The sequence below is a fragment of the Streptomyces akebiae genome, from assembly GCF_019599145.1.
GTDB lineage: Bacteria > Actinomycetota > Actinomycetes > Streptomycetales > Streptomycetaceae > Streptomyces > Streptomyces akebiae.
This window is the reverse complement of sequence record NZ_CP080647.1, coordinates 9,751,990-9,770,635: the sequence shown is the minus strand read 5'-3', so window position 1 is coordinate 9,770,635 and position 18,646 is coordinate 9,751,990. Positions and strand designations below refer to the sequence as shown.

The following is an 18,646-nucleotide window of genomic DNA, read 5'->3' as shown; positions in this document are numbered from 1 at the left end:
CATCGGCACCAGCGGTGGGCGTCGGTAGAGGCGACGACCGTCGTCGGGATCGTCAGACGGCGATGATCTACCACTGCTGCCGCGTCAGTGACGGGTACGGCTGTGCTCGATGGTGGCTCCGTCGGCGGTGCTGCCCTCGTCGACGGCGAGGCAGAGCCCGCTGTAGCGGTTGTTGAGGAAGTAGTAGCCATCACCCGTGGGCGTGATGGCCCAGTGCTGCTGGCGGCGTTGGCCCCCCCCCCGGATGACCACGTTGCCGCCGTCGGCGCGGGAGAGGCCCGCGGCCTCCAAGACCTTGCCGCTGACCAGACCCTTGATCTCGTAGATCGAGGGCTCCATGTCGGTGCGGCGCTTTTCAGGGCCCGCAGTGCCGTCCTGTCGAGGGCCGACAGGGGCTCGGAGTCGGAGTCTGGGAAGGGGATGAGGAACTGCTCGGGCATCTCGGTGCCGGGGTGGAGCGAGGGGGCGTCCCACCCCGGCGGGTCTCATCGGATGTGCTTCGCCGGCTTGGTGGCGGCGTTGAGGAGGAATTCCAGGGGACCTCGGCGGAAGAAGCGGGACCAGACCGCGGCGAACACGGTCGCCCCGAGGACGAACATGAGCAGCGGCACCCATGATTGCTGGGTGCCGGTCCCGGCGGGCACGGACAGCGCGGACTGGGCGAGGAAGTGGCCGACGTAGGCGGTCAGGGACATGGTGCCCACGGCGATGACCGGCTTCGCCAGGCGGCGCAGTCGCGGCAGGCGGTCCATCGCCACCGTCGCGCCCACGATCACGAGGATCGCGACGCCCACGCTGCCGATGATGTCGAACGTGGTGCCGCTGTGCGGCCCCGCCTTCAGCAGGTACGACGCGGACATCTCGGGGAACGACCCCCCGTCCGGGGGCATCGAACCGCTGGCGGGGGGCATCGAACCGGAGCTGCCGGACGACGACCCGTCTTCCGCCATGCTCCTCAACGCGCCCGATCCGGCGAGCAGCAGGGACATGCTGTAGGCGGCCGCGGTGAGGGAGGCGCCGAGCGCGGCGAGGCGCTTCTGAACGGTGCCGGAGGACAGGTCGAGACGGCCCAGTGCCATGCCCGCGATCACGAACGACATCCACGTGAGCGCCGGGTAGAAGCCGGTGAACAGCAGGTCGAGCACGCCCACCTCGCTGAGGCGGCGGAGCGGGTCGTAGGCGTTGATGCTCTCCTGGACCGACGAAGTCAGCAGCGAGGTCAGGACGAACGCCAACTGCGGTGTGACGAGGGCGAACGCGGCAGCGATGATCGCGAGAGTCCTGGCGCTCAGGCGCACCAGGGGCAGGGCGAGGAGGAAGTAGACGCCGTAGAAACCGAGGATGATCACTCCCCCGTACTCCATCGCCAGCACGGTGCCCAGCACCAGCAGGATCACGGCGCGGATCGCGATACGGGCCCTCGCCTGCCGGCCCGCCAGGCCCGTCTTCGGCTCGCGGCGGCCGGCGATCAGCATCAGCGAGAACCCGGCGAGAGTGGCGAACAGGACCGACGAGTGACCGTCCGCTATGTAGCGGATCCAGCTCGCCACGCCGGTCGTGGCGGACAGCGGGGGGCCGATGTGCACGACGTACATGCCGAACACCGCCAGCGCGCGGGCCAGGTCCACCCCGACTAGGCGTCCCATCGAGGGACCGGCCGAGGCCGGCACGGCGGACTCGGGGGAGGTTCGGGGTGGCGGAGGTGAGTTCTCCGGGAGAGCTGATGTCTCCTGCGGCGGCTGCGTCTGTGTCATACGGCAAACCTCGCGCGGAGCTCAGGGGGCGGGCCATCCGGCAGGCTTCGGTAACGCCCCCGCCGACCGGCGGGTACCGCCCTGCCAACCGGCGGCCCTCGTCCCCGAACCGGTCCGTTGCGACCGGGCGGTGGTCTTGTCCAGCCACTCGGCGGGGGTGGACCCGACGGTTGCCGGATGGATGCGGGGCGGCCGGGCTTCCAGGGTGGAGGCATGACACACCGTGCGCGGCACACGGAGCCCGACACCTCCCACGCCTCACCGGCTGACGAACCGGGGCATGACGTGGTCCCTCGCAGGGGCGACTTCCTGGAGTTCCTCGGCCTGGTGCTGGCTGCGGGCGCCCTCGTCCTGGTCGTCGTACGCCCTGAGCTCCCCGAAGCGTTGGTGCGCGCCTTTTCATCGAGCACCGCCGGACTCGTCCGCTGAGTCGGCACACCATCACGCCCCGTCCGCCCGGCACCGTCTATGCGGTGCCGGGCGGACCGCAGAAGGAAGGAATGTTGTGAACACCGCATCCGCCCCGGCGAAGGATGAGACGTCCCTGTCTGCCCGGGAGACGGTCAGGGCGCTCTACGGGTATGTCCGGCCGCACCGTTGGGCCGTTGCCCTTGGTCTGTTGTGTGCCTTGGTGGGGGCCGCCGGGGCGCTGTTGCAGCCGCTGGCCACGAAGGCGCTGGTGGACCGGATGGCCTCCGGTGGGACGATCACCGGGATCCTGATCGGGCTCACCGTGCTGGTGGTGGTGGGCACGGCGGTCGAGGCGTTCGGCGCGTATGTGCTGGAGCGGACGGCGGAGTCGGTGGTCCTGGCCGCCCGACGCACCGTGGTGGGGCGGCTGTTGCGGCTGCGGCTCGCGGAGTTCGAGCGGATCCCGCCGGGTGATCTGATGTCCCGCGTCACCTCGGACACGACGCTGCTGCGGGCGGTCAGCACCCAGGCGGTCGTCTCCGCGGCCACCGGCGCGGTCGCGTTCGTCGCGGCGATCGTGATGATGGCGTTCCTCGACGCCGTGCTGCTGGGTGTGACGCTCGGCGTGGTCGTGCTGGTCGGCGGGGCCGTCGCACTGGTGATGCCGCGGATCGCGCGGGCCACCGAACGGTCGCAGCAGGCGGTCGGGGAGATCTCCGTCGCGTTGGAGCGGGCCTTCGGGGCGTTCCGTACGGTGAAGGCGTCCGGCGCCGAGGGCCGGGAGACCGCCCGGGTGGAGGCGGCGGCACGGCGGGCCTGGTGGCACGGCGTGAAGAGCGCGAAGTGGGAGGCCGCGGCGGGCTCGGCCGACGAACTCGCCGTACAGCTGGCCTTCCTCGCGGTGCTCGCCGTCGGCGGGGCGCGCGTGGCGTCCGGGGAGATCCCGGTCTCCACCCTCATCGCCTTCCTGCTGTACCTCTTCTATCTGATGGAGCCGGTGTCCCGGCTGGTCGACGCCGCGTCCTCCTACCAGGAGGGGTCGGCCGCCATCTCCCGGATCGCGGCCGTGGAACGTCTGGCGGCGGAGCCGGTCATCGGGCGGCAGGACACCCCGCCCCGGCAGCAGGCGCCGGTGCCGGGCCCGGCGTCGGTCCGCTTCGAGGACGTGTCCTTCCGCTACCGGCCCGGTCTGCCGTACGTCCACCACCAGGTCAGCTTCGAGGTGCCGGACACGGGGACGACGGCCTTCGTCGGTCCCTCGGGCGCGGGCAAGTCGACGGTCTTCGCGCTCATCGAGCGGTTCCACGAGGTCACCGGCGGCCGGGTCCTGGTCGACGGCAAGGACGTCCAGGACTGGTCCCTGTCCGAGCTGCGGTCTGCCATCGGGTACGTGGAACAGGACGCGCCCGTCCTGGCCGGCACCCTGCGGGAGAATCTCGTCTTCGCGGCGCCCGGCGCGACGGACGACGACATCCGCGACGTCCTGGCCCGCACGAAACTCGACACCCTCGTCGAGCGCCTGCCCCACGGCCTGGACACCCCGGTCGGACACCGCGGCTCCAAGCTGTCCGGCGGCGAGGGGCAGCGCGTCGCCATCGCCCGCGCCCTGCTGCGCAGGCCCCGCCTGCTGCTCCTGGACGAGGCGACCTCGCAACTCGACGCCGTCAACGAGCTGGCGCTGCGGGACGTCCTCACGGAGGTGGCGCGGGAGACCACCGTGCTGGTGGTGGCCCACCGCCTGTCGACGGTGACGGGAGCCGAGCGGATCGTCGTGATGGAGGCCGGACGGGTCCGGGCCGTCGGCACCCACGAGGAGCTGGTGGGCGAGGACGAGTTGTACGCACAACTGGCCGCCACCCAGCTCCTGACCCCCGCCCGATGACCCCACCACACGCGAGGTGGTCCGGTCGGCCACTGCCCCACGCCCGGCCGGACAACCACCACACCCACACCCACACCCACACAGACCAAGACCGCGAAAGGCCCCCCATGTACACCGAGTCCGCCATCCGTCACAGACGAGCGGTGTGGAGCTGGCTGGCGCAGCCGACCGCGCTGTTCGGCGGCGTGTACGGGCTGCTGGTGTCGAGTTCGGCCGTCGCCGCGCTCACCCAGTTCGGCGAAACGACTCGAGCGGCACGCATGGACGACGCCCTGTGGGTCCTGTTCACCGCCCTCGCCTCGGCCCTGGCCCACGGTTATGCCCACCAGATCGCCCACCGCGACGCGCAGGGACGTCCCGGCGTGCGGGGTGTGGTACGCGCCGTGCTCGCCGAATGGCCGCTGGTGGTGGCGGCACTGCCCACCGCACTGCTGCTGTGGGGGGCGGGCCTTGGCTGGTGGTGCTCGGCAGGCATCGAGTACGTCGCCTTCGGCATCAACACCGTCCTGCTGCTGGGCTGGGGCGTGCTGGCTTCCCAGGCCGCGGGCAGCACATGGGGACGAGCTCTCCAGATCGGCTGTGCCGACGCGATCCTGGGAGTGGCCGTCGCCTTGGTCAGCACGCTGCTGAAGTGACGTGGCGACTTGTCACGTGTGGCTCTCGTAGTCCGCCGTGGGCGAGGCGGAAACCGGAGCTGTCCGCCTGGTGCCGGGACGTTGACTGTCCGACCGCAGCACCAGAGACGGTCAGGGCGGGGAGCGGGACGAGCGTGCATGCTCGGCGGAGCGCAGGTCAGGGCGCCGGCGCCCGTTTGCCGGCCGCGGACCATGGCCTCGTGAGCCGACGGAAGAGCATGAGAGATCGAACAAATGTTGCTTCCTCGTCTGAGGCCGTCGGCGGGCTTCGTTCCGATCGTGCGCGGAGGATCACGGGTGATGTGGGAGATGCGCTGGTGGTCGTGCATCGGCTGGGCAAGAGTGGCGGTCGGCGGGTGACCGTGCGCCGCAGCGGGACGAGTGTGGATGTAGGCCTCGCGCATTCCGACCATGACCTCGTTGTTTTTCCTGGAGGCCGCATGCCTAACCGCCCCGGACGCGGCTCTCGATGATCGGTGGGTGGCAGAGCGGCCGCCCCCACCAGTGGGATGCGGCATGAGGGACTGGTGGTGTCGGCAAGGTATGGGCGGCTGATTGGGGGCCACTTGGTGAGCGAGTTGGGCAACATCCCCGGTTTCCTCCCCGCTGGTCGGAGGAGGGATCCGTCAGTTCCCCGGGACGCTGTAGCCGGAGATGTCTTGGCGGCTGCTCACGGGGCCGGCGCGAGGTAGCCCCCGCTTTCCCTGCCTGCTGCGCGCGGTCTCCCAGCACCTCAACATCAAGCCACGGCGAGGAGACGGCGGTTGCGGGAGCGTTCGGCCAGGGTGAACAGCGCCGCGAGCACAGCGACGGCGACATCCTGCATCAGCGCGACGGGCAGGGTGAGCAGGAACACGACGAGCGGGAACCGGCGCCGGAAGTTTTGGCTGCCAACTTCGTGGTTCACCAACCTGGGTGTAGCCGTCGTTGCCTCAGCCGCATCGGCGGCTGTCGCGTCTTGGCCCGCGCACAATCCTGCCCCGGGGACCATGTCCCGGCCCCTGGCCCAGGCATGGCCGGCCACTGCCCAGGCCGTGCCGCGGACGGCAGGTCGGCGTCAGGCGGAGCTGAGATCAGTCGGCCAGGTCCACTGCCGAGGCCCGCAAGGGCTGTCCCCTTGCGGGCCGAGCGGGCCGTGCAGGCCGGGGTGGGGCAGGAAGCCGAGCCACCCCGACCGGACATCAGCGGATGTACTTGGCGGGGTTGGTGGCGGCGTTGAGCAGATACTCCAGAGGGCCGCGGCGGAAGAAGCGGGACCAGATCGTGGCGAACACGATCGCTGTCAGGATGTACGTGAGCACGGGTACCCAGGACGTCGTGGTGCCGGCGCCGGAAGCGGGCCACGCGGACTGTGCGAGGAAGTGGCCTACGTAGGCGGTCAGGGACATGGTGCCCACGGCGATGACCGGCTTCGCCAGGCGGCGCAGTAGCGGCAGGCGGTCCATCGCCGCCGTCGTGGCCACGATCACGAGGATCGCGATGCCCGCGCAGCCGATGGTGTCGAAGGTGGTGCCGGTGTGGGACACGGCGCCCAGCAGGTCCGAGGCCGACAGCTCGGGCCCGCCGGGTGCGCTGCCCATGGAGCCGGAGACCGCGGAGCCGCTGCCCATGGAGCCCGGACCGGAGCCGCTGGAGGGTCCCCCACCTCCGCCGACGTTCCATACCGCGCTCGCGCCGGTCAGCAGTGTGGCCAGGCCGTAGGCGGCTGTGGCGAGGCCGGCACCGAGGACGGCCAGGCGCCGCCGGACGACGGGGGCGGACAGGTCGAGGCGGGCCAGAGCCATGCCGGTGGTCACGAACGCCATCCACGTGATGGTCGGGTAGAGGCCCGTCAGCAGCAGATCGAGTACTCCCACGGTGCTGAGGCGTTCCAGCGGGTCGTAGGCGTTGATGGTCTGCTGGACGGAGTCGCTCAGCCACATCTTCACAACGAACGCCAGTTGCGGCATGACCAGCGCGATCCCGGCCGCGATGAGCGCCAGTGTCCTGGCGCTCAGTCGTACCAGGAGCAGTGCGAGGAGGAAGTAGACGCCGTAGTAGGCGAGGATGATGATGTCCCCGTACTCCATCGCCAGCACGGTGCCCAGGGCCAGCAGGATCACGGCGCGGATCGCGATGCGGGCCTTCGCCTGCCGGCCCGCCAGGCCGGTCTTCGGCTCACGGCGGCCGGCGATCAGCATCAGCGAGAACCCGGCGAGGGTGGCGAACAGGGCCGAGGAGCGTCCCTCGGCCAGGAAGTACACCCAGCTGCCGACGCTGCCCTGGGGGGAGTCCATCGGGGCGATGTGCACGATGTACATGCCGAACACCGCCAGCGCACGGGCCAGATCCAGCCCGACCAGGCGTCCCATCGAGGGGCGGCCCGAGACTTGCCCGGCGGACTCGGACGAGGCCTTCGGCGGTGGAGTCGCGTTCCTCTGCGGAGCCGACAGTTCCTGCGGCGGCTTTACCTGTGTCATACGACGAATCCTTCGGTGCCGCCAGGAGGTGGAACATCCGACAGGTTTCGGCAACGCCCCCGCCGACCGGCTGGGACTGCCCCGCCGACCGGCGGAACCGCGCCGCGCCGACAGGCCGGCGGGCCCGGCCGGCACACTTCCCGCCGCACCGAATCAGTTCACCGAAGTAGTGGCCAGGGGCGGGCATTGGTGGCCGCGGCCACGGTCGACGAGCTACTGCCGAGCGGCATCTGACACACGCTCATGGGCATGACCGTTCCCGATGTGCGGAGGCCGATACGAGGCATCGTGGCTCGTGCCGAGGTGGCCGGGTGGCTCGGATACGGTTGTCGGCACGGGCGCACTGAGGGTGACGCCGTTCGAGTGGGGCAGGCGAATGGGGCACGCGCTCGACGCTTGTTCGACGGTTCATGTCGCAATCGGCGGACGCCCGAGGCAGAGGGAGCGACGGAGAACAGGTCGTTCAGCTCCTTGCTGATGGTGATGCCCAGCAGGGTGTTCAGCCAGCGGTGTACCCACCGTCGACGGTCAGGACCGATCCGGTCACGTACGACGACTCCCGCGAGGCGAAGAAGAGCACCGCGTCGGCGACCTCTTCAGGGGTGGCGAGGCGTTGGAGCGGGATCGTGCTCTCGCGCTGACGGCGGTAGCCCTCGGGGTCGGGCCTGCGCTGGAACGCCGCTTCGATGATCGGTGTGGCGGTCAGACCCGGAGCGACCACGTTGACCCGGATGTTGCGCGGGGCCCATTCGATCGCGGCGCCCTTGGCGAGCATGATGAGGCCCCCCTTGGCGGCGGAATACAGGACCTGCCCGGACATGCCGACCATGCCCAGCCGTGAACTGACGCAGACGAACGAGCCGCCGTTCTCGGGCATCAGCGGGGCGAAGTGCTTCATCACCAGGAACGCGCTGAGCAGGTTGCTCTCGAGCACGTTCTTCGCATCGTCGTAGGCCATCTCGGTGAGCGAACTGGTCGCCTGCAGGCCGTGGTTGAGGACGACGACGTCGACGGTGCCGAAGGTCTCTGCGGCCTGCTTGGCCAGGTGCTCGACGAACGCCTCGTCGTTGAGGTCTCCGGGAACGTACAGATCGTCGGGCTCAGCGCTGTCGAGCCGCTCCCTGCGGCCGGTGAGCAGCAGTCTCCCGCCCTCACGGCGGAAGTGGGAACTCACCGCCTGCCCTATGCCACTGCTGGCGCCTGTCACCAGGGCCGTGACGTTCTTGAGTCTCATGTCAGGCACTCCTCATTACGGGGGAGGTCGGTCGGGGTGGGGGCTTGGGGCGGACGGGAATCTCCTCCCGTGCCGGTCAGTTGAGGAATCCGCGGGCGTCGACCGGCCACAGCTCCAGCGACGTGCCCGTGCTGTCGGTGACGATCAGTTCCTCGAAACCGAGGACGACGGGGCATACATGGTTGGGCACCACCGGTACGACGCTTCCGACGCTGGGGCGGAAGTCGCCGTCCGGCAGCGGGAGGAATCCGTGGTACTCGTTGACCTTGGACAGGACCGCCTTCGTGCCGGCGATGCCGCCGTAGCCGATCTCGGGGCTGCCTTCTTTGCTGAGGGCCTTGTTGCCCACATCGACGATGACCTGGTCGGGGACCCAGTCGCTGACCACGGTGCCGGCGACGAACAGCGCGATCTGGTCCTCCGCGCAAGCACCCAGCCGGGCGTTGTTCAGATCGCCGAAGACGTACTCGCCGGGACGGATCTCGGTGATCACGCTGCTGCTGGTGGAGAACTCGACGGTGGGCGTGGAGCCGGCGCTGACCACCTCCGCGGTGACCCCGACGCCTTCGAGGCTGCGTACCGCGGTGGTGAGCGCTGCTTCCTGGTCCTGCGCGGCACGCCGGCGAGCGTCGCGACCGGCGCAGCCGTGACCGGGATAGGTGAAGACGCCCGCCGGCACCAGACCGCGCTTGCGGGCGGCGAGCGCGAGGTCGCCCGCGAGCTCGGGCGGCGCCCCGGAACGACGGGCGCCGCAGTCGACCTCGATCACGACCTGCAGGCGGTCCGGTTCGTCCCCCATCGCGTCGGCGAGGGCTTCGATCGCCGCGACGTTGTCGACGCCGACCCGCAGCCGGGCGGACTCGGCGAGCCGGCGGATCCGGGGCTTCTTCGATCCCGCGGCCCAGATCGGGTAGGCGAGGAAGATGTCGTCGAAGCCGGCCGCGGCGAAGACCTCTGCCTCACCGACGTTTCCCGCGGTGATCCCGACCGCGCCGGCCTCGATCTGGCGCCGACCGATCTCCACGCACTTGTGTGTCTTGACGTGGGGCCTGACCTTGATGTTGTGCTGGTCGGCGAAGCCCTGCATGCGGTCGATGTTGCCCTGCATGACGTCGACCAGCACGATCGGCGCGGGGGTGTCGATCCGCTCGACCAGAGCCTCGAGTGCTCGTTGCAGCTGATTCACGCTGCCCTCCTTGTGGTTCTGCCTGGAACGATCGAGGGGAAATGATCGAGGGGCGCGGGTGCTGACTCCCCTCGATGCCGAACGCGCGTGCCCCGCGATATCGCGCGCACTCGGGTACACCGCCGTCGGGGCCGCCCTACGCAGCGGTGATGACCATCTGGATCTCGACCGGGGTGTTGAGCGGCAGCCCGGCGACACCGATCGCGGTACGGGCGTGCCGTCCGTTCTCGCCCAGTACCTCGATGAGCAGTTCACTGGCCGCGTTGGCGACCTGCGACTGCTCACCGAAGTCCGGCGTACTGGCCACGAAGACCAGCATCTGCACGATCCGGACCCGGTCCAGATCGCCCACCGCCCGAACGGCGGCCGCGAGGCAGTTCAGCACGGCATCGTGCGCGAGTGACCGCGCCGTCTCGAGGTCGATGTCCCTGCCGACAGTGCCCTGCCCCAGCAGCCGACCGTCCCGGTAGGGCAGCTGGCCCGAGATGTAGACACTGGAGCCCACCGTCCGGTGGTGCACGTAGTACGGGTTCTCCCGGAGCTCGGGAAGGGCCAGCCCCAGGGCCTGAAGCCGACCGGAAGCCGAGTCGGTGTTCGCCGCCGACGTCTCATGATTCTTGATCATCTGTACTCGGCTCTCCTCTCGAGTAACGGCGGCGACAAAACCCCCTATGGCGGCTTAAAACCGTCAACCTATTGTCGTTTGTCGACCATATGGCTGTCCGTCGAGCACTGTCAATACGAACTTCAACCTCGAACGCGGCCGCGGAATCAGTTCGAGAGTGCGATGTGAGGGTTCAGGGCAAGCGCGCAGCGGCCCACCCTGGTCGCGACTGAGGACCGGACGCCGCACCAGTGTGCGGCTGGACGGGGCAAGGCAACCGGCCGGGGCCGCGACCGAGAGAGCCGGAGCCAAAGCTCGGCGGTCAGAGGCCACATGCCCTTCATGAGAACGGCAGCCTTGGCGGCGACAGCCCGGTCACGCCGCCGGGCAGCAGCGCCAAGCGTCCGCAGTTAAGCGGCTGATCAACGTCGGCAGCTTCGTCATCGTCACCGAGCCACTGGGCGAGGAGCGGGCCCGGCAGTTCATCCCCAACAACCGCGTGGTCGTGTCCTCCAAGAACATCGGCCACTACATTCGCATCACCCCGGACAATCGCCTGGCCTTCGGTGGCCGGGCCCGCTTCGCCCCCTCAGACCCCGCCTCGGACGTCAAGAGCGGTGACGTCCTGAAGCGGGAGATGACCGAGATCTTCCCGCAGGTGGCCGGGGTGAAGATCGACTATGTATGGGGCGCCATGGTCGGCTTCTCCTACGACCGCGTTCCGCACGCGGGCGAGGCCAACGGCCTCTACTACTCCATGGGTTACTGCGGCCACGGCGTCCAGATGGCCACCTACATGGGCCGCGCCATGGCCGAGGTCATGGACGGCCACGCGGAGGCCAACCCCCTGCGCCGCTTCGGCTTCCCCAAGGTTCCGGTGCCGTTCTACAACGGCACCGCCTGGTTCCTGCCCTTCGCCGGGGCGTACTACAAGGCCAAGGACCGGCTGCTCTGACCCTCCGCAAGAGGCATTCGTCAAGTTGCGTTGGACGTCGTTTCCCTGGTGTGCTCGTTGCTTCGCGCATGACGGATCTGGTCAAGCGGTTGGTGCCGGACGGGTTTGGACTCGAGTCCAGCGAACGCCTTGGCCGCCGCAGGCAGGTGATCGAGCAGACGATGTCGTGGCTGTACGGCTACCGCAGACTCACCCACCGCTACGAGCGTAGTTGCCGCAACTACCCGGCTTTTCTCGGGCTGGCTGCCGCGCTCTGCTTCCACAAGCGCCTCGTCCGCCTCACCAGTTAGGACACGGTCTCGGGCAGTAGGGCGCGAGAGGCCGAAGAACACCTTGTTCTCGATGCCCATGATGGCCGCGGGTCGGTGGTCGTACATGGGGCTCGCGGAGACGTGGACGATCTCGTCGGGTGTCACGCCGAGCTTGTCAAACATGTACTCGAACGCGCTGAGTCGCGGCTTGTAGACGCCCATCTCCTCGGCGCTGATGATGACCTCGAACGGGGCCTTCAGGTTCTCCGCGAGGCGCACGGCGTGCGCGGTGTCGCTGTTGGTGATGATGACCAGCGGAACCGCCTCGGCCAGGCGGTTCAGCGCCTCGGTGACACCGGGGAGTCGGCGACATCGGCGCATTGCCTGGTCGCGGTGCGCGGGCGGGTTCGTCACCGTGCGCGCGGCAGTTGCCGGACGGAAGCCGACCGATCGCGGCCACGACAGGAGGCACGAACGCAGCGGAGTCGACGCCGTGGCGAGCGGGCTTGGATGTTTCACGCAGGCGGCATGGACTCAGAGATGCCGGGACGCGGGCTCCCCCGGATCTCCCGCCTCGGCCCCCAGCCCCATGGGGAAATGGGCAGCCAGTTCCTGGCGGAACGCGTCGGTGTCGCCTTCCAGGGCAACGGCGGCCAACCGCTCGTGCTCGACGACCAATTGCTGCGGGTCGTCGCTGTAGGTGCGGTGGTCGACGCTGAGATGGAGGCGCAGCTTGGTCTCCCAGCCGTTCCAGAGACTCTGCAGGACGCCGTGGCCCGAGAGATCGTAGAAGAGCCTGTGGAATCGGAGGTGCGCGTCGATGCTGGCCGGGATGTCGTCCTTCTCCATGGCCCGGCGGAGATCCTCGACGGTTTGCAGCAACTGGGGCCGCTCAGGACCACGCAGCGCTTCGGCCGAGAGCTCGGCGGCGTACGGCTCGACACGCAGCCGGACCGAGTCGATCTCGGCGACCTCCCGAGCGCTCACCTCCACGACGAACGCCCCACGGTAGGGAAATTTGACGACCAGCCCTTCCTCTTCCAGCTTGGTCAGCGCCTCGCGCAGCGGGGACCGGCTGATGCCGAGATCCGCGGCGATGTGCGCCTCGCGCAGCTGGCCACCAGGAGGCACGGTCCCATCGAGGATGGCCGCTCGCAGTGTGCGGTAGACGCCCTCAGGAGTCGTCGTCCGCTGCTCCTGCCACTCGAACTTGTGGTCCACCCCGTGGCCCTCCCTCGGTGATTGCCGACCACTTGGTCGTTTGTCGACTATACCTCCGTCGGCTGCATCAACGTCATCGAGTGGGCTGCGCCGGTGGATCACCTCCATGCGTACAGAAGGGGGTCGGCGCCGTCCTGCCCAAGGCGCTCCCTCTGGCGCCGTTGACAGGTCAGACATGTTTGGTCGACAATCGACCAGACGAATGGTCGACAATCGACCGCAGCGTCGGACTGCTCCACTCAAACACACAGGAGGACCAGTGGCATTCGACATCAAGCCCAAGTTCGCGACGTTCGACATGAACGGAACGCTGATCAAGTTCAGTATCAACGACACGATGCGTGAGGTCCTGGGCGACCGACTGCCGGCCGAGGTCGCCGATGAGTACCTGCGGATCTGCAAGGCGTACCGGATCGACGAGTGCACGGGCGCGTACCAGCCGTTCCACCAGATCGTCGCGCGTTCCATGGAACGCGCCTCGCGCAAGGTCGGTCTGGAGTACCGCGAGGACGAGGCGCGGGCGGTGTACGAGCGTGTCCCCACCTGGGGCCCGTACCCCGGTGTCACCGAGGCGCTGAACCGCCTGGCCGAGGCGGTCCCGCTGGTCATCATCACCAACAGCGACACCGCGCACGCCGTGCGCCTCGCGGAGAACCTGAAGGCCCCGTTCGAGGTCATCATCAGCTCCGAGGAGATGGGCGTCTACAAGCCGCGACTCAGCGCGTTCGAGTACATGTTTGACAAGCTCGGCGTGACACCCGACGAGATCGTCCACGTCTCCGCGAGCCCCATGTACGACCACCGACCCGCGGCCATCATGGGCATCGAGAACAAGGTGTACGTCGACCGCGGCTTCGAGCACGACGAGCACTGGCTCGGCTACGAGCGGATCACCGACATCGCCGACCTCCCGGTCCTCTTCGGCCTCCCGCGCCCCTGACGTCCGAGCGGAGAACCGGAGAACCCGAGAACCCGAGAACAGGAGAACAGGAGAACTGAGGAAATGGTCCGCAGCAAGGCGGTGGCGGCATGAGCCTGCCCCTGCCTCAGACCGTCAAGGGCGACTCGGCCTCGGAAAGGCTCCAGAACATCGGACTGGAGCTGCCCGTCCTTCCCGGCAACGCATACTTCGTGCACCACCGGGCGGTGGACTCCAGCATCCACATCTCCGGCCAACTTCCTTATAGAAAAGGTGAGTTGCTGGGTCAGGGCGTTGTCGGCCGGGACGTGGAGCTGGAGACCGCGAAGGAGCTCGCGCGCCATGCCGTGCTCAACTGCCTTGCAGCCGCCGTTCAGGCGGTGGGCGATCTGGACCGGGTCCGGATCGTGCAGATGCTGGTCTTCGTGGCCAGTACGCCGGACTTCGGTGAGCAGTCGCAGGTCGCCAACGCGGCCAGTGAACTGCTCATCGAGGTACTGGGCGAGAACGGACGGCACACCCGTACCGCGATCGGTGTCGCCGGGCTGCCGCTCAACACCCCGGTCGAGATCCAGATGATCTGCACCGCGGTGTAGCGGCGCGTACCGAAGCGCCGATGGTGCCGGTCGACGTGACGGGGGAACCATCGGCGGTGTGCAGGACTTCGGCGCCGAGCACAGCCTCGACTCCAGGCCATACGTCACAACGCACCTATCAAGGCCTCCCTCCAGCGCAGGTCAGCGGCCCCGAGGCCCCCATCCGCGGGCGTGGGGCCTCGGGCCCGGCGCCGGCACCCGCTCAGGCACCTCGCCACTCCCCCGAGGAGATCGCCGCCGCCGTCCTCTTCCTCGCGTCGTCTGAGTCCTCGTACATCACCGGGGCAACCCGCCCCGTCGACGGCGGCCACACCGCCTTCCAGTACCGGCCCGCACGGTTCCCAGACACAGAAGAAGGACACGACATGAACGCGCTTGCGGCACCACCCCGAAACGGAGAGCTCGGCTTCTGGGTGGCCCAACTGGCCGACAAGAAGCCCTCGTTCCCCCGTTTCACCGGCCAGGACTCCGTCGACGTGGCCATTGTCGGCGGCGGCTACACCGGCCTGTGGGCGGCCTACTTCGCCAAGAAGCTCGAACCGTCGCTCTCGGTCGCCGTCTTCGAGGCGGAGCAGGTGGGCTACGGCGCGTCGGGGCGCAATGGTGGCTGGCTCTCGGCCATGCCGCCGGGAAACCGTGCCACCTTCGCCCGCGCCGGCGGAGGGCTGGAGGCGAGCCGGGCGCTGCAGCAGGAGTTCGTCGCCGGCGTCGACGCGGTCCTGGACATCCTTGAGGCCGAGGGAATCGATGCCGATCAGCACAAGGGCGGAGCGCTCGTCGCCGCCCACACGCGGGCGGGGCTGGGCCGGCTTGTCACCCGGCGTGATGCCGAACTGAAGTACGGGCTGACCGACGGCGAAGTCCACGTGCTCGACCGGGACGAGTTCCAGTCCCGGATCAACATCTCCACCGTCCACGGCGGACTCTTCTACAAGCACTGCGCGCGGATCCACCCCGCGAAACTCGTCTACGGCCTCGCCGACACCCTGACCTCCATGGGCGTCAGGATCTACGAGAGCAGCCGCGTGGACCGTGTCGAGGGCAAGACCCTCACCCTGGCCGACGGGCGTGTCACCGCGGCGAAGACGTTCATCTGCACCGAAGGCTATTCGGGACAGCTGCTGGGCCGCCGGAGCCTGATCCCGGTCAATTCCTCGATGATCGTGACCAAGCCCCTGCCGGAGGAGGCGTGGCAGCAGATCGGCTGGGACGGGCCCCAGTGCCTCAACGACTCCGCTCACACGTTCACCTACTCCCAGCGGACGTCGGACGGCCGTATCGCCATGGGGGGCCGTGGTGTCCCCTACCGCTTCGGGTCCGGCACGGGGGGAGCCGGTGCGACCGCCCAGTCCACCATCGACCTGATCTCGCACAAGCTCAGTACCTTCTTCCCGGGCATCCCCTTCGAGGTGGATCACGCCTGGTCGGGAGTCCTGGGCGTCACGCGTGACTGGAACGGCGGCGTGCACTGGGACCCGGCATCCGGGATCGGATCGTCCACCGGCTACGCGGGACACGGTGTCACGGCGGCCTATGTCGGCGGCAGGACTCTCGTGGAGCTCGCCTTCGAGAAGAAAACCGAACGGACCACGCTTCCCTGGGTGGGCTACCGGGCGCCGAAGTGGGAACCGGAGCCCATCCGCTGGCTGGGTGTTCATGCCATGTACCGGCTCTTCGGTATCGCGGACCAGTGGGAAGAGCGCAGGGGCTCCAGCAAGACCTCACTCCTGGCCCGATTCGGCAGCCGCCTCGCCGGACTTCACGAGTAGACGAGAAGGAATCGCTCTCATGGACGCACAACTCGCAGTCATCGGCCTGGGCAGCATCGGAAGCATGGCCCTGTGGCAGGCCTCCCGGCTGTCCGGCTCGGTGGTGGGCTTCGAGGCAGCCACCCCTGCTCACGGCCGCAGTGCCGTGGGCGGGGACACCCGCCTGTTCCGCATGGTCTACCTCGGGAGGCCCGAGTACTACCCCATCATCGAACGCTCCCGCAGCCTCTGGGCCGAGCTCGAAGCCGAAACCGGGCAGCAGGACATCCTCACGCCTACCGGGGGACTGTCCATCGGGACAGCGAACGGCAGCTACATCAACAGCCTCCTCGAGGCCACGCGCATCACCGGAGCCGAGCACTACGTCCTCAGCCGGGAGGAGTTGGCCGAACGCTACCCGCAGCACAATCTCCGCCCCGACGACTGCGCCGTCTACGACCCCCACGGCGGCGTTCTGCGCACCGACCGCGCCGTCAGCGCCGCCGTCGCGGCGGCCCAGGCGAACGGTGCCACCGTTCTTCAGAACACACCCGTGGACAGCATCACCGAAACCGACCATGGCGTCGTCGTCACCTCGGGCGACAGAACCTGGACGTTCGAGAAGGCCATCGTCGCCTCGGGCGGCTGGTCCCGAAAACTCATGCCCGACCACCTCAAGGCCGTCACCGAAACCCATCGTCTCGTCCTGACCTGGTTCATCGCCCAGGACGGCACACAGTTCTCGCCGGAGAACTTCCCCGCCTTCAGCCGGTGGTACGAGGATCGCTCCCTGTACGGCGCACCCGCCGTCGACGGCGTGACGGTCAAGGCATCGGTGGACGGACCGCTGGCCGGCCGCGCAAGGGCAACCCCCGACCCGGACGCCTTGCCCAGGGAACTCACCCGGGAAGAAACCGAAAAGGTCACCGAGATCGTCACAGAATTCTTCCCCGGCCTGATCCCCACCATCGCGCGCGCCGACGCCTTCCCCGACCTCTTCACCCAGGACAGGCATCCCCTCATCGGCTGGCTGGATCAGAACAGCAGCATCTACTGCGCCACCGGATTTTCCGGAAAGGGCTTCAAAATGGCCACCGGTTATGGCCACATCGCCGCACACGAGGCGCTCGGCAAGCAGACCTTCGAAGGCCTGGACTTCGTGCGTCCGGACCGGTTCAAGACCAGGTAACCGCCCACTCCTGCCGCCTCGGCGCAGTGGCCTCGGTATCACCATCCGGCTGACGGTCGTGGCAGGACTCAACTCTTGATGTCCCGCAACGGTGCAGGTGTGACCACAGCCGCTAGATGTCTCCTGAGCATCACGTCGACCTGCGCTTTTGCCAACCAGCTTCAGCTCTCGGCGACGCCTGAATTCTGGTTCTGGATCACTTTCCGTGCCGGAGCCACGGAGGGTCACCACGACCGCGATCATGAACGGCCGTGGGTGATGTGTTCCTCCAGGACCTGTGGTTCCACCAGGCCGAAGGCGTTGTGATCGAAAAGGCAGTAGTCGAGGGCGAGTTGGTGCTCGTGCGGGCCCGTGCATCGGCGGAGCAGGCCGCGTGTCACGCCTGCGGGACGTCGTCAGGCCGGGTGCACAGCCGATACGTACGCCGCCTCGGAGACACCGCGGTCGCCGGGCGTCCTGTGGTGATCGAGTTACAGGTCCGGCGGTTCCGCTGCCGTGACCGCGCCTGCAGGCAGGCCACGTTCGCAGAGCAGGTCGATGGCCTGACCTTCCGGCACGGGAGGCGAAGCACCGGGCTACAGACGGTGCTGCAGCGGGTGGCCGATGCTGGCGGGCCGGGCCGGGGCCCGCCTGGCGGACACACTCGCGGTCCGGGCGAGCCGGTCGACACTGCTGCGGCTGATACGCCGCCTGCCGGAACCCGAAGTGCACACGCCGCGGGTGCTGGGAGTGGATGAGTTTGCCCCTGCGCAAGGGACACAACTACGGCATGATCCTGGTGGACATCGACACACGTCGTCCGGTTGATCTGCTGCCCGACCGCACCACGGCCACGGTGTCCGCTTGGCTCGCCGACCACCCCGGCGTCGAGGTGATCTGCCGTGACCGCTCGACCGCATACGCCGAGGCCGGACGGCTCGGCGCCCCAGACGCGGTCCACGTCGCGGACCGGTGGCACATCTGGAAAAACCTCGTCGAGGCCGTCGAGAAGACGGTCATCCAGCACCGCGCCCTGCTGCGCGAGCCAGAGGAGACCAGCCTGATCCGCACCGCCGCGCCCGTGAAGACCCCGGAGCTCGCGCCGCGTCCCTCAGGCGAACCGCGACACTCCGGCCGCCTGTCGGACCGGGTGCGCGAACAGCACGCAGCCGTCCACGCCCTGCTCGACGACGGGCTCGGCATGCGGACGATCGGCCGCCGGCTCGGCCTCGCCCGCAACACCGTGCGCCGCCTGGCCCGCGCGGCCACCGCAGACGAACTGCTGGTGGGACAGTGGACCGGCCGCAGCAGCATCCTCGATCCCTACAAGCCCTATCTGCATCAGCGGTGGGCCGAGGGCTGCACCGTCGCCCGCCGCCTGTTCGAGGAACTGCGTGAGCGCGGCTACCCCGGCGGCGAGAGTGTCGTGAAGAGGTACGTGCAGCAGCTCCGTGAAGCGTTCCCGCACGACGATCGCCTCGCAAGCACCCTTCCCGTGCGGATGGCGTCCCTTGAGGTGGTGTAGCCGATCACGGTTAGGGAGTGCGCCGGGGGCGTATGTCGATGGGCTTTCGCTCCCTGCCCGCAAGGTGGGCCATCGTGCAACTCTCCGTAGTGAACGGG

The 18,646-nt window shown here is 68.7% G+C and carries 16 protein-coding genes and 4 pseudogenes; 11 read left to right on the top strand and 9 right to left on the bottom strand.

Annotated features, from left to right (window positions below; genetic code table 11):
* Positions 1 to 84 precede the first annotated feature (84 nt).
* Both K1J60_RS46510 and K1J60_RS42300 read right to left on the bottom strand, forming a co-directional pair.
* A complete protein-coding gene (locus K1J60_RS46510; RefSeq protein WP_317619742.1) occupies positions 85 to 339 on the bottom strand; it encodes an RICIN domain-containing protein in 255 nt (84 codons plus the stop codon).
* A gap of 146 nt (positions 340 to 485) precedes the next feature.
* Positions 486 to 1,646, bottom strand: coding sequence for a DUF418 domain-containing protein (locus tag K1J60_RS42300; protein ID WP_220650847.1), 1,161 nt, complete (start codon positions 1,644 to 1,646; stop codon positions 486 to 488).
* 321 nt (positions 1,647 to 1,967) lie between these two features.
* Between K1J60_RS42300 and K1J60_RS42295 the strand changes: the two genes are divergently transcribed.
* From K1J60_RS42295 to K1J60_RS42285, 3 genes are all read left to right on the top strand, one after another.
* Complete coding sequence (locus K1J60_RS42295; protein ID WP_220650846.1) at positions 1,968 to 2,183, top strand: hypothetical protein; 216 nt, start codon at positions 1,968 to 1,970, stop codon at positions 2,181 to 2,183.
* A 76-nt stretch (positions 2,184 to 2,259) separates the two neighbouring features.
* A complete protein-coding gene (locus K1J60_RS42290; protein WP_220650845.1) occupies positions 2,260 to 4,047 on the top strand; it encodes an ABC transporter ATP-binding protein in 1,788 nt (595 codons plus the stop codon).
* A gap of 107 nt (positions 4,048 to 4,154) precedes the next feature.
* Positions 4,155 to 4,682, top strand: coding sequence for a hypothetical protein (locus tag K1J60_RS42285; protein WP_220650844.1), 528 nt, complete (start codon positions 4,155 to 4,157; stop codon positions 4,680 to 4,682).
* A 745-nt stretch (positions 4,683 to 5,427) separates the two neighbouring features.
* Here K1J60_RS42285 and K1J60_RS47325 read toward each other — a convergent pair.
* The 5 genes and pseudogenes from K1J60_RS47325 to K1J60_RS42260 form a co-directional block, all read right to left on the bottom strand.
* Positions 5,428 to 5,673: pseudogene (locus K1J60_RS47325) on the bottom strand (two-component sensor histidine kinase); the annotation flags it as partial.
* 190 nt (positions 5,674 to 5,863) lie between these two features.
* Positions 5,864 to 7,141 (bottom strand): DUF418 domain-containing protein, encoded by a 1,278-nt coding sequence (locus K1J60_RS42275; protein ID WP_220650843.1) that lies wholly within the window; start codon positions 7,139 to 7,141, stop codon positions 5,864 to 5,866.
* A 499-nt stretch (positions 7,142 to 7,640) separates the two neighbouring features.
* Positions 7,641 to 8,375, bottom strand: a complete 735-nt coding sequence (locus K1J60_RS42270) for an SDR family NAD(P)-dependent oxidoreductase (RefSeq protein ID WP_220650842.1) — start codon at positions 8,373 to 8,375, stop codon at positions 7,641 to 7,643.
* Positions 8,376 to 8,451: 76 nt separating this feature from the next.
* The gene (locus tag K1J60_RS42265; RefSeq protein WP_220650841.1) at positions 8,452 to 9,561 is read right to left on the bottom strand and encodes an alanine racemase; all 1,110 of its coding nucleotides are present in this window, start codon (positions 9,559 to 9,561) and stop codon (positions 8,452 to 8,454) included.
* 136 nt (positions 9,562 to 9,697) lie between these two features.
* Positions 9,698 to 10,186 carry a RidA family protein gene (locus K1J60_RS42260; RefSeq protein ID WP_220650840.1) on the bottom strand — a complete coding sequence of 163 codons (489 nt, stop codon included), beginning with the start codon at positions 10,184 to 10,186 and terminating at the stop codon, positions 9,698 to 9,700.
* A gap of 391 nt (positions 10,187 to 10,577) precedes the next feature.
* On the opposite strand from K1J60_RS42260, the pseudogene K1J60_RS42255 reads away from it, so the two are divergent.
* Together K1J60_RS42255 and K1J60_RS42250 are read left to right on the top strand one after the other, a co-directional pair.
* A pseudogene (locus tag K1J60_RS42255) lies at positions 10,578 to 11,120 on the top strand (NAD(P)/FAD-dependent oxidoreductase); the annotation flags it as partial.
* Between the two features lie 107 nt (positions 11,121 to 11,227).
* A pseudogene (locus tag K1J60_RS42250) lies at positions 11,228 to 11,410 on the top strand (IS5/IS1182 family transposase); the annotation flags it as partial.
* A 66-nt stretch (positions 11,411 to 11,476) separates the two neighbouring features.
* Here K1J60_RS42250 and K1J60_RS42245 read toward each other — a convergent pair.
* Both K1J60_RS42245 and K1J60_RS42240 read right to left on the bottom strand, forming a co-directional pair.
* Positions 11,477 to 11,752, bottom strand: a pseudogene (locus K1J60_RS42245) (HAD family hydrolase); the annotation flags it as partial.
* 153 nt (positions 11,753 to 11,905) lie between these two features.
* Entirely contained in the window at positions 11,906 to 12,592 is a 687-nt protein-coding gene (locus K1J60_RS42240) for a GntR family transcriptional regulator (protein WP_220650839.1), read from the bottom strand.
* Between the two features lie 259 nt (positions 12,593 to 12,851).
* Here K1J60_RS42240 and K1J60_RS42235 point away from each other — a divergent pair, with 259 nt between their 5' ends.
* The 6 genes from K1J60_RS42235 (at position 12,852) to K1J60_RS42210 (ending at position 18,548) form a co-directional block, all read left to right on the top strand.
* Positions 12,852 to 13,532, top strand: a complete 681-nt coding sequence (locus tag K1J60_RS42235; protein WP_220650838.1) for a haloacid dehalogenase type II — start codon at positions 12,852 to 12,854, stop codon at positions 13,530 to 13,532.
* A gap of 89 nt (positions 13,533 to 13,621) precedes the next feature.
* Positions 13,622 to 14,107 (top strand): RidA family protein, encoded by a 486-nt coding sequence (locus K1J60_RS42230; RefSeq protein WP_220650837.1) that lies wholly within the window; start codon positions 13,622 to 13,624, stop codon positions 14,105 to 14,107.
* Positions 14,108 to 14,268: 161 nt separating this feature from the next.
* The gene (locus tag K1J60_RS42225) at positions 14,269 to 15,876 is read left to right on the top strand and encodes an FAD-binding oxidoreductase (RefSeq protein ID WP_398684342.1); all 1,608 of its coding nucleotides are present in this window, start codon (positions 14,269 to 14,271) and stop codon (positions 15,874 to 15,876) included.
* A gap of 19 nt (positions 15,877 to 15,895) precedes the next feature.
* A complete protein-coding gene (gene solA / locus K1J60_RS42220) occupies positions 15,896 to 17,044 on the top strand; it encodes an N-methyl-L-tryptophan oxidase (RefSeq protein ID WP_220650836.1) in 1,149 nt (382 codons plus the stop codon).
* 251 nt (positions 17,045 to 17,295) lie between these two features.
* Complete coding sequence (locus tag K1J60_RS47320; RefSeq protein WP_220650835.1) at positions 17,296 to 17,781, top strand: transposase family protein; 486 nt, start codon at positions 17,296 to 17,298, stop codon at positions 17,779 to 17,781.
* Positions 17,778 to 18,548: a transposase gene (locus K1J60_RS42210; protein ID WP_220650834.1), complete on the top strand. Its 771-nt coding sequence runs from the start codon at positions 17,778 to 17,780 to the stop codon at positions 18,546 to 18,548. The genes K1J60_RS47320 and K1J60_RS42210 overlap by 4 nt, the downstream gene beginning before the upstream one ends.
* Positions 18,549 to 18,646 lie beyond the last annotated feature (98 nt).

Excerpts from the sequence above, each read along its gene's own strand:
- K1J60_RS42230 (WP_220650837.1), top strand. The coding sequence starts at position 13,622 with ATGAGCCTGCCCCTGCCTCAGACCGTCAAGGGCGACTCGGCCTCGGAA.
- K1J60_RS42285 (WP_220650844.1), top strand. The coding sequence starts at position 4,155 with ATGTACACCGAGTCCGCCATCCGTCACAGACGAGCGGTGTGGAGCTGG.
- K1J60_RS42275 (WP_220650843.1), bottom strand. The coding sequence starts at position 7,141 with ATGACACAGGTAAAGCCGCCGCAGGAACTGTCGGCTCCGCAGAGGAAC.
- K1J60_RS42270 (WP_220650842.1), bottom strand. The coding sequence starts at position 8,375 with ATGAGACTCAAGAACGTCACGGCCCTGGTGACAGGCGCCAGCAGTGGC.
- K1J60_RS42210 (WP_220650834.1), top strand. The coding sequence starts at position 17,778 with ATGAGTTTGCCCCTGCGCAAGGGACACAACTACGGCATGATCCTGGTG.
- K1J60_RS42300 (WP_220650847.1), bottom strand. The coding sequence starts at position 1,646 with ATGGGACGCCTAGTCGGGGTGGACCTGGCCCGCGCGCTGGCGGTGTTC.
- K1J60_RS42260 (WP_220650840.1), bottom strand. The coding sequence starts at position 10,186 with ATGATCAAGAATCATGAGACGTCGGCGGCGAACACCGACTCGGCTTCC.
- K1J60_RS42295 (WP_220650846.1), top strand. The coding sequence starts at position 1,968 with ATGACACACCGTGCGCGGCACACGGAGCCCGACACCTCCCACGCCTCA.
- K1J60_RS46510 (WP_317619742.1), bottom strand. The coding sequence starts at position 339 with ATGGAGCCCTCGATCTACGAGATCAAGGGTCTGGTCAGCGGCAAGGTC.
- solA (WP_220650836.1), top strand. The coding sequence starts at position 15,896 with ATGGACGCACAACTCGCAGTCATCGGCCTGGGCAGCATCGGAAGCATG.